The organism is Arundinibacter roseus (genome assembly GCF_004348825.1).
GTDB lineage: Bacteria > Bacteroidota > Bacteroidia > Cytophagales > Spirosomataceae > Arundinibacter > Arundinibacter roseus.
In genome coordinates, this window is the sequence record NZ_SMJU01000021.1 from 63,397 (window position 1) to 72,571 (window position 9,175).

At 49.4% G+C, this 9,175-nt stretch carries 3 protein-coding genes; 2 read left to right on the plus strand and 1 reads right to left on the minus strand.

Annotated features, from left to right (window positions below; translation table 11 throughout):
* Window positions 1-206: 206 nt before the first annotated feature.
* Window positions 207-3,533, plus strand: coding sequence for a maltose alpha-D-glucosyltransferase (treS, locus tag EZE20_RS22710; RefSeq protein WP_132122094.1), 3,327 nt, complete (start codon window positions 207-209; stop codon window positions 3,531-3,533).
* Between the two features lie 129 nt (window positions 3,534-3,662).
* Here treS and EZE20_RS22715 read toward each other — a convergent pair whose 3' ends face one another.
* On the minus strand, window positions 3,663-7,697 hold the full coding sequence (locus tag EZE20_RS22715) for a PKD domain-containing protein (RefSeq protein ID WP_132122096.1): 4,035 nt from the start codon (window positions 7,695-7,697) through the stop codon (window positions 3,663-3,665).
* Between the two features lie 216 nt (window positions 7,698-7,913).
* Between EZE20_RS22715 and EZE20_RS22720 the strand changes: the two genes are divergently transcribed.
* Window positions 7,914-8,948 (plus strand): PorP/SprF family type IX secretion system membrane protein, encoded by a 1,035-nt coding sequence (locus EZE20_RS22720; protein ID WP_132122098.1) that lies wholly within the window; start codon window positions 7,914-7,916, stop codon window positions 8,946-8,948.
* Window positions 8,949-9,175 lie beyond the last annotated feature (227 nt).

Below are 9,175 nucleotides of genomic sequence, written 5' to 3' on the forward strand. Positions count from 1 at the left end.
TAGTGAAAATAGCCGCTCGCCGAATCTTTCAAAAGGGTCCTGATTGGATCTGTTCCGAACAAGGGCATTTTAGCCATAGGAATAGAGTAAAAGTTTTCTTTTTATGTAAATTAAGTTAACTTGTTATTCCTTCATTCGATCTTCCCCTGCCGTCCTGGCACAACTTTTTCACCGATTGTTTTTACCAAAAAAACATAAACCTGACTATGACCCAACCAACCGGCCTACTCGACGATCATTTGCATTGGTATAAAGATGCCATTATTTATGAACTACACATCAAAGCTTTTCGTGATGGAAATGGGGATGGAATCGGGGATTTTCAGGGAATTATGGAAAAGCTGGACTATCTCGAAGACCTGGGTGTAACGGCAATCTGGCTCTTGCCGTTTTACCCTTCTCCCCTGCGTGACGACGGCTACGACATTGCCGACTACTACACCATTAACTCCTCGTATGGAGATATTGATCAGTTGAAAGCATTTTTGGATGAAGCGCACAACCGCAATCTAAAAGTCATTATTGAGCTGGTAATCAACCACACATCCGATCAGCATCCGTGGTTTCAGCGTGCCCGGCAAGCACCCAAAGGTTCGCCCGAGCGGGAGTTTTATGTCTGGACCGACGATTCGAGTCAATATAAGGATGTACGCATTATTTTTCAGGATTTTGAAACTTCCAACTGGACCTGGGATCCGGTGGCGCAGCAGCACTACTGGCACCGCTTTTTTCATCATCAGCCCGACCTCAATTACGATAGTCTGCTTGTTCAGCAGGAAGTTATGAAAATCCTGGATTACTGGTGCAGCATGGGTGTCGATGGTTTTCGGCTCGATGCCGTTCCGTATCTGTTTGAACGGGAAGGAACGAATGGGGAAAATTTGCCCGAAACGCATGATTTTCTAAAAAAACTGAGGAAGCACGTAGACATGAACTACCCCGGTACCGTGCTGCTGGCCGAGGCTAATATGTGGCCGGAGGACTCTGCTTCGTACTTTGGTGACGGCGACGAATGCCATATGAACTACCATTTTCCGGTCATGCCCCGCATGTTTATGGCCCTGCAAATGGAAGATCGGTACCCCATTACAGATATTTTTGATCAGACTCCCGATATTCACCCGACCTGCCAATGGGCGATGTTCCTGCGAAATCATGATGAACTGACGCTCGAAATGGTGACCGACGAAGAGCGTGACTACATGTACAAAGCTTACGCCAAAGATCCCAAAGCCCGGATAAACCTGGGTATCCGACATCGACTGGCACCGCTGATGGACAACAACCGACGCAAAATCGAACTCATGAATTGCCTGCTGTTTTCGCTCAATGGCACGCCTGTAATTTACTATGGCGACGAAATCGGCATGGGCGATAATTTTTACCTGGGCGACCGCGACGGCGTGCGCACCCCGATGCAATGGTCGCCAGACCGCAACGCGGGCTTTTCTGAAAGTAATCCGCATCAGCTTTATTTACCCATAATTCTGGACCCCGAATACCACTATGAATCCGTCAATGTAGAAACGCAGCGTCGCAATACGTCTTCGTTGCTGTGGTTTATGAAGCGCATGATTACGATGCGCAAAAAATACCGTGCTTTTGGGCGGGGCGACATGAAGTTTGTATCGGTCAATAATTCAAAAATCCTGGCCTTTACCCGAACCTACGAGGACGAAACGATTTTGGTGGTAGTCAATTTATCGCGCTATTCGCAGCCTGCCGAACTTGATTTGAGTGAATTTAAAGGGTATTTGCCGGTTGATGTTTTTAGTAAAAATCGTTTTCCGGTTATTCGGGAAGAAGGCAGTTATTTTTTCACGCTTGGCTCGCATGGCTATCAATGGTTTGTACTCGAAAAGGCGCATCCGGAGGTAAGCGATACGCATCAGTTGCCTGAATTTAAGCTGAATTCCTGGGAAAGTATTCTTCATAAAAACGCGCTTAAAACGCTCGAAAACAAGATTTTAAATCAATATTTAGTTCAAACGGGCTGGTTTATCGGGAAAGAGCGCTCTATGGTAAGTCTGGAAATCGTGCAGCATGCCGAGATTGCTGTTTCGGATAAAAAAGTGTTTTTACTACTGCTTGAAGTGCAGTATGAAAGCGGGCTACCCGAACTATATCAGTTGCCTTTGGCCTTTGTCAAAGGGGATTCTTCCCGCAGAATTTCTGAAAATTGTCCTCCGGCCATTATCTGCTCGCTCAAAATCGGAGAAGATGAAGGCATGCTCGTTGATGCCTATTACACGACTGAAATGCACCGCCTGATGTGGTCTCATTTCAAAAATGAAGAAAGTTTGAAAGCCAAAGGAAGCACTCTGCTTTTTTCAGGAACTCCCACTGAAACTGCCGACGAAACCGACGAGCTAAAAGTACGGCTGCACGCCACCGGCCACGAATTGATCATTACCTACAACAATGCCTTTGCGCTGAAATTATACCGTAGGGTTGAAAGAACCACGAACCCTGATGTTGAGTTGAGCCGGATGCTTTCGGAAGAAGCGCATTTTGAGTGCATGCTGCCTTACGTGGCACGGATGGACTGGAAAATAGGCAAGGAGCAGATTACGCTGGGGATGCTGCAAAGTACGGTTGAAAACCACGGCGAAGGCTGGAAGTTTATGGTAGAACAGCTCAACAACTACTACGAACGGATTTTGTCGCTGGAACCCGAACGTTGGCCGGATGTATCGTCGTTGCGGAATATCTTTAATCCGCTGACGTATGAAGAAATTCCGGATACATTTAAAGACCTGCTGGGTGGCTCAGTAGTACAGGCAGCTCAACAGTTGGGCGTGCGAACGGGCGAAATGCACAGGGCGCTGGCAAGCAGCAAGTCTGAATACTTTACCCCCGAAGAATTTTCGTTGCATTATCAGCGCTCACTATACTCAGGCTTGCAGGCACTGGTGCGGGAAACGTTTCAGAATCAGTCGCAAAATCTGGATCGATTGCCCGAAGAACTTCGCCCGGAAGCGCAGGGGCTGCTTGCCCGGAGGCAGGAAGTTCTTACGCTGCTCAAAAGAATATATCGTAAAAAGCTGGACGTAGTCAAAATCAGAATCCATGGCAATTATCAACTGGAACAGGTGTTGTTTACGGGGAAAGATCTGGCAATTTGTAATTTTGGAGGAAGCCCGGAGCGAAGTTTCAGCGAACGGCGGCTCAAACGCTCACCCCTGCGCGATGTAGCGGGGATGATCCATTCTTTTAACTATGCGGCCTATGCCGGGCTTTTGCTCAACAATCAGATCCGTCCCGAAGACATTGCCCGCCTGACACCTTTTGCCGAAATGTGGATTCAGCAGGTTTCCGGTTTATTTATGGAATCGTACCTCAAAACGGTCGAGGGAAGCGCCTTTATTCCAAAACAGGAAGAAGATTTGAGCATGCTGTTGCAGACCTTTTTGCTCGAAAAAGCACTATCAGATCTGAATCAGGAACTTACTTCCCGCCCCGATTGGGTGATGGTTTCGCTGCGGGTTATCCTGTCTATGCTTAGTGAAACAACTGTGGAAGAGTTGACGTAAAGACATTTTTCCTGACCTGTTGAACACATCAGTTTATTTGAAGAAAATATACAAAAATGCGAGTCCGGTGCTACTAAGTACCGGACTCGCATTTTTGTATAATCAGTAAATTTTTTCAAATAATACCCTTCATCGAATCACCATCACCGACCCGCGGAGAAGATTTCGGGCACGTTCGGGATAGTATTCGCTGCCGTATCGAATGACGTAGGGATAGGCCCCCGGTTGAACTTTCTGGCCTTTATAGGCTCCATCCCATTTTTCATTAATATCCTCCGAAGCAAAAATTACTTCCCCCCAGCGGTTGTACACTTTTATTTCAAAATCAGTAAAGTACAAACCAAAGACATCCAGTTCGTCATTTTGTCCATCGGCGTTTGGCGTAAAAGCATCGGGTACAAAAATCCGGGGCTCACAGCCGTCTACTACCTCAGTCGTGTCCGAAATAGTACATCCTTCCCGATTGGTCGCAATGACCCGATACAGGCCGAGATTTCCTACCCGAATCTGCCGGGTGGTATCGCCGGTTTCGGGCCAGAAATAACTTTGGTTGGCTCCTCCGCGGGCATCTAGTAATGCCGTGCCATTTTCAGCCACACACAAGGCCGACTCAGGCGCAAGATCCAGCCGGGGAGAAGGTAAAAATATGATTCGGATGGTATCGCGATTGCTGCATCCGGCGAGCGTAGCCGTAACGGTATAAGTACCCGTAAACTGTGGCGTGATGGCTGCCGTAGTTTGGCCATTAGACCAGCTATACTGCGCTTCGCTGATGTTGCTGGCCACAAGTTGAAACGTGCCGTCGTAGCACAGCGTTGTGTCCGGTCCCAGCCGAACCACCGGCACTGGCTTAATGTCTACAATTCGGTTGGCTGAGGCTTCGCAGCCCTGATTCGACACGGTATACACGAGCGTTTGGCGACCTACCAGGCTATCCGCCGGAATGAATAATCCCACAGAATCAACGCCATTTCCTGCCCAAAAGCCATTGGCAGGTGTTGCTCCTGTGAGCCGTTGCGGGCGTTGATTGGAACAAAAGGCCAGCGGCGAGCCCGCATTTACCTCGGGTTTTGCACTAAACTGCACCCGTACATCATCAGTACCCGTGCACCCGTTGTCGGCATTCGTGACCGTGAGGGAGTACGTGCCAGCCTCCCGCACAATGAGCGTGCGGGTAGAAGCCCCGTTACTCCACAGATATTGATTTCCGTTAAAGTCGTTGGCAAGCGGCGTCAATTGAATAGTATCTCCAATGCATTTTCCCCGATCCGGCCCGAGCAGGGCAAGGTTGTCTTTGTCAAGTCCTACGACAATTCCTGTCAGGCTAAACGTACATCCGCCCGCATCGGAGGCTTCGATGCTGTATGTTCCGGCAGCAAGGCCAACGGCAGTTTGCTCCGTACTTACCACTTGCCCGGTGGCGTTGCGCCATTGGAAGTTCGTGGGTTGTCCACCTGTGATGGTCAGCCCGATAGATCCTGAATCGGGTTGTGTACAGGCTGCATTATCAATTATCGGGCTCATTTGCAGCGGATTGGCAGGAGAGCGAAGCACAAAAGAAGTATCGGTTGTACAGGCCAACGGATTGCCGCTTACGCGCAGCAGGTACGAACCTTCGCGCAAGCCTGTGATTTGGGGCGTATTCCCCAGCGAACTACTGTCCGGTCGTATCCAGGAATAATTGTAAGTCCCGGACGGAACGAGTGATGTAATCTCAATCTGCCCATCGGCGGTAGTACAGCCGGTGGGCGGCAGCAGGTCGGCGGCAATGCGCGCACGGGGCCGGGCTACCACCTGAATCGTGTCTTCGTTGTAGCAATCGTTCCCGTTTTTAACTTCTACAAAATAGGTTCCTTCCTGCGCCACGGTGATGCTCCGGGTGTTTTCTCCGGTGCTCCACGTAAACTCGCGCCAGGTGAGGCCGGGGGCGGTCAGGACAATGGAACTGTCGTTGCAAACGGTCGTATCGGGGCCCAGTGAAAATGGCGGAGGGCGGCGGATTGTAAGCTCAATGGTATCGGCCTGAAAACATAAACCCTGCGGCCCGTTGGCAGCTACGGCCACATATTGGCCGGTTTGGGTAGCTCTCAGGGTTTTTTCCCGTCCAACCAATCGCCCGTTCAACAGCCAGAAAAACTGCTCGGCTTCTACGTTTGCTTCGAGTTCTATGCTGTTGCGGCACTCGTCACGGTCTTGCCCGAGGTCAAGAGGAAGAGGCGTAGCAAAAATTTCTACCTCCTGAAAAAACGTGGTGTCTTTGCATTGATTGGTTGCCCGCAGACTTACGGTATAAATACCCGGCTCTCTATAAGTATGCTCCACCTGATTTTGCTCGCCGCTCACGGGCGCACTTCCATCGCCGAAATTCCAGGTGTAAGTATCTTTAAGCGGATCACAAAGCGGGCTTGCCTGAAACATCGTAGGCGCACCCGTACAAAAACCGTCAGCCTGAAAGCCCGGGCCGTCCTGCTGTTGCGTAAAATTCTGAACAAGGCTTGGCAGTCCCAGATTACTTTTTTTACCTCCCAGGTTTATCCCCTCAGCTTCGTAGTCGATGGCCATGACGGAATTTCCCTCGGGTTCATTGATGACACCCAAAAATTCACTGCCTTCAATAGCCATATAAATCTTTCCATCCGACCCAATCTGCAAAGCCCCGAACCGCTGCGAGGTGGTGCTGTCGATGAGCAGCCGGGAGTCGGCAATGAGGGCGGAGTCGCCCAGAGTGAGGTCATATTGAACCAGCTTGGAGGCCGTAGAATCGCCATCACCCAAAAAAGAAATGTACATTTTTTCTCCCGTTGGCGAAAATTCTACGCCATAGGCTTGCGGAGGAGAAGGGCCCAAATCAATGGTGCGTTCGTAGGTAAGGACTCCGGTAGAGTCAGAAAAGCTAAAAAGCTCGACATAGTTTCGTGGCGGACCGGGCACAATAACAGCCAGTCGACGTTGCCCGGAAGCGCTGTCCGGGGCCGAGAATTTCATGTAACCTTCGGCCTTGCTTTCGGCATCATGCGCCATTCCCAACGGATATTCTCCCGCCTCAATAAGTCCGCCTTCGGTGGCATGAAATACCCGGAAAACGTTTGTTCCGAAATCGTGGGTAACGATCCAGTAAGTACTATCAGCCTCATTCCGAACCGACGCCAGCCGCTCGGTAGTAGGCTGCTGCAAAATAGTGTTCTGCTCCACCACAGCGCCTTTGCCATTGTTTCGGCGCATGTCTACGACGCTCACGGTCAGGAGTTTGGTTGAGTCGTTGATGTCTGAGGTTGTAAATACATTGTATAAATATTCGCAGCCTTTGCAGGTAGGCTGAGGTACAATCAGGGCCGATTGGGTAGAGTTTGGACTTCCCAAAAGCGGCCTGCACGTATCGGCCAGGCATTCGAGCTCGGTGCCGTCCCGGTCAAATATTTTGATTCCGTCGGTATAAAACAGTAGTTCTCCTTTTGAGTTGGCAATCGCTGACGTTCCTTCGGGGGTTTGCAGCTTGCCGTCGGTGATAGCCTGCGGCGAACCGTTGGCAAAATCGAGCCCGGCATTATCGCCAAAATACCATTTGGCTCCTTCCTGATTGGACGGTTCAAGACAGATTTTTACATTGACAAGATCCTGAATTTTACATCCATTGGGCAAAATTACTTCCACCGAATAGCAACCCGAACTATCGACTTCCAGCGCCTGAGTGGTATCGCCTTTGGGGTACCATATAAATTTTGCACCTTCGGGTGCACCGCCGTTGGGGTAGGGATCCAGCGTAATGGTTTGATCCGGGCAAATGGTCGTATCCGTTTTCCAGTTTTGAAAGGGTGGCGGAAGCTCGCCAATCTGAATGGGTAAGCTGAGCGAATCGACCTCTCCGTTTTGCCGGGTACGTTTCAGGCTCACCACGTAGGTGCCCGGCGCCTGATAGGCATGACGCGGGTTGCGGGTAGTAGCCGTATTGTCGGTACTAGTGCCATCACCAAAATTCCAGGCCCAGGCTGTGGCCGTTTTGACGGTATCTTCAAAAGCCGTGGCGTCGTCTTCGCAATCCGGGTTGAGCATACATTGCCCTTTAACCACGAATTCCTGCGCCTGACTCACAGAAGCCGTGAAACACAACCCAAGGCTGAGTATCCAAAAAAAATAACGATTGTAAATATTATAAATCCGCCCCATCTTTCGTTACTTACACAAAACACTACCGTATTCTTTTAACTTGTATTCAATCAGCATACTTTTAACGAAAAATACTTTTTTAAATTTTAGCCCATGTTGCTACAAAACGTGCTGATGGTTGCTCTTTACTACGCAAAATGTGGATAATTTGTTAATTTCATCCGAATTAAATTTACTTTACCTCCTTTTGGCAGACTGTTTGCGGGATTATCACTCATGATGAAGAAAATAGCTTTACTTGTCTTATTGACCCTCTGCGGCCTGAAAGGTTGGAGTCAGGATCCGCAGTTTTCGCAGTTCTATGCTAACCCGCTGTATCTCAACCCCGCCCTCGCAGGCGGAGCCTTAGCTCCACGCATGACGGTCAACTACCGCAATCAGTGGCCCGCGCTGTCGGCCAACTTCGTTACAAGTTCGTTTGGGTTTGATAATTATTTCTCCCGATTCAATAGCGGCATCGGCGTTTTTGTGTTGTTGGACAGTCAGGGACTGGGCAACCTCAAATCTACCGAAGTGGGTGCGCAGTATTCCTATCAGCTTCAACTCAGCGAAGAGACTTTCCTGCGGCTGGGTTTGCAGGGCGGATTTGCCACGCGCACGCTCGACTATTTTGGCCTGACTTTTGGCGATCAATACAGCAATCAGGGCTACACGGGCAATCCGACGCAGGAGCCGATTGTACAAAATGGCGTTCCGCAAGTATCCTATGCCGATTTTTCGTCGGGGCTCATGGTCTATTCCGACTGGTATTGGGCGGGGCTGTCGGCGCATCACATCAACCGCCCCAATCAGGCATTTTCGAATCTTGAAATTGCCCGTCTGCCCATGAAAGTCAGCGTTCAGGCCGGGCTACGCATTCCTTTTGCGGGCTACACGTTTCTTGGCGATGAACTGGACCGGGAGAAAACGATTTCTCCTGCCATTATGTACAAGTCGCAGGGCAAGTTTGATCAGTTCGATGCCGGGCTTTATGTGACCTATTCGCCCATGGTTTTTGGTGCCTGGTACCGCGGAATTCCCATCAAAAAATATGCGGAAAATATCAACAACCACGAGTCACTGATCTTTTTGGCGGGTTTCAGGCAGGACAAATTTTCGATTGGGTACAGCTACGACGCCACTATCTCGACCCTTGGGTTTGGCAGCGGAGGCGCTCACGAAATCTCGCTCTCCTATATTTTTGAAGAGTTTAATCCCGGTAAGCCGCGCCCCAAACGACGCAGCAAAGAGCTCTCCTGTCCGAAGTTCTAAGTCTTACATATATACGAAATTCACGATCAGCGCAAAGCTCTTTTGCGCTGATTTTTTTATAGGGAAAAACGACAAAACCTATAAATTTTGACGATTTCGTCATTAGACTTGTTGCAATGGAAAAATAGTCTTAAATTTGGCACATGAAAATATCGATAAATGATCTAAAAAATGAGCGTCAATGGCGTTCTGCAACCGGACTTAATAAGGAAAGATATATTAAGTTG